At 64.8% G+C, this 1,691-nt stretch carries 2 protein-coding genes and 1 pseudogene; all 3 read right to left on the bottom strand.

Annotated features, from left to right (window positions below; translation table 11 throughout):
• Window positions 1-501 (bottom strand): annotated as a pseudogene (locus EOA28_RS35005) (ABC transporter permease); the annotation flags it as partial.
• Window positions 498-1,421, bottom strand: coding sequence for an ABC transporter permease (locus tag EOA28_RS35000; protein WP_126078631.1), 924 nt, complete (start codon window positions 1,419-1,421; stop codon window positions 498-500). The pseudogene EOA28_RS35005 and the gene EOA28_RS35000, both read right to left, overlap by 4 nt.
• The coding region (locus EOA28_RS34995; protein WP_128315811.1) for a TOBE domain-containing protein at window positions 1,418-1,691 on the bottom strand (274 nt) is incomplete at its 5' end. The genes EOA28_RS34995 and EOA28_RS35000, both read right to left, overlap by 4 nt.

The raw sequence follows: 1,691 nt of genomic DNA, 5'->3' as shown, positions 1-1,691 counted from the left end.
CATGTCGTAGGAGCGCAGCCCCGAAAGCACGGTCAGCACGACCAGCGGCAGCGCCTGCACCGTATGCGCGATGACGAGGCCGGTCAGCGTATTGTTGAGGCCGATGCGGGCATAGAGGAAGAACGTGCCGATGCCGATCAGGATGACCGGGATGATCAGCGATGCCGTGAGCAGCACGTTGATCAAGCCGGTCATCCTGAGCGTGCGGGCGTTGATGGCGTAGGCCGCCGCGGTGCCGAGCAGCGTCGCGACGATCGCCGTCATCACCGCTACCTTGACCGATACGACGGTGGCGTCGCGCCATTCGAGGGAACCGAAATAGCTTTCGTACCAGCGCAGCGACCATTCCTGCGGCGGGAACTCCAAGAGCGAGGAGCCGGAGAAGGACATGATGACGATGATCACCGACGGGGCGATCAGGAACAGCATGACGAGGCCGCCGAGCGCGTAGAGCCAGAGGCGTTGCCGATGCGAGATCGGCAGGGCGTTTTCCATGCTCATCGCCTGCTCCAGACCCCGGTCGCGCGGGTGCCGAGCAGCCAGTGGAAAAGGCCGAGCAGCGCCAGCGTGACGGCGAGCAGCACGACGCCAAGTGCTGCGCCCGCGCCCCAGTTGGAATAGAGGCTGGTGGTCTGCTCCATGCGCATCGCCCACATGATCACCTTGCCGCCGCCCATCAGCGCCGGCGTGACGAAGAAGCCGAGGCAGAGCACGAAGACGATGACCAGGCCCGAAGCCAGGCCCGGCAGCGACAGCGGAAAGAAGATCTGCCGGAAGGTGGCGGCGGGGCTCGCGCCGAGATTCATGCCGGCGCGCAGGCAGTCGACGTCGATCGTCTTCATCGAGGCATAGAGCGGCAGCACCAGGAAGGGCAGCATGATGTGGGTCATGCCGATGATGACGCCGGCGAAATTGTTGGCGAGCGGCAGCGGCTGGGAGATGATTCCGAGATCGATCAGCCACGTGTTGACCAGTCCCTTGCGCTGCAGGATGACCAGCCAGGCATAGGTGCGCACCAGCACCGAGGTCCAGAACGGCAGGATGACGAAGATCAGGCAGATGGAGGCGGCGCGACGCGGCAGCTGCGAGAGCATGTAGGCCAAGGGATAGCCGAGCAGCACGCAGGCGCCGGTGACGGTGAAGGCCACCTTGAAGGTGGTGACGAAGGTCTTGATGTAGGATGCCTGCTCGAAGAAGCGCGCGTAATTGGCGGCGCTGAGCTGACCGCTCTCATCGAACAGCGAAAGCCAGAACAGCCAGCCGATCGGCACGATGATGACGGCGAAGACCAGGAAGAGCCCGGGCGACAGCAGCGCGAGCATGCCATGCGCTTCCCATCGCGCGTCGGCGTTGAGCGCATCGGCATTGAGCGCCCCATCGCGTCGGGAGGCATGACCGAGACTGGCGGATGCGAGGCTCATTGGTCGGCCACCAGCACGACGTCCTGGGCATCGATACCGAGCGTGATCGGCTCGCCCGGCGCCGGCAGTTTCGCCAGCACATCGGAGCGGCAATAGTCGCGCAGAGTCACCTGCCGGCCGTCCTTGAGCGTGGCGTAGCAGACGAAGCTGTCGCCCTGGTAGATGACGTCGCCGACGGTTGCTAGCAGCAGGTTGACGCCGGTCTCGCCGACGTCGGCAACCAGGCGCAGCTTTTCCGGCCGCACCACCATCAGATGCCGACCAGTGGAT

The sequence above is a fragment of the Mesorhizobium sp. M2A.F.Ca.ET.067.02.1.1 genome (assembly GCF_004023285.1).
In the GTDB taxonomy this organism is placed as follows: Bacteria; Pseudomonadota; Alphaproteobacteria; order Rhizobiales; family Rhizobiaceae; genus Mesorhizobium.
The sequence above is the reverse complement of the archived record's forward strand: the minus strand, read 5'-3'. Positions and strand labels throughout refer to the sequence as shown.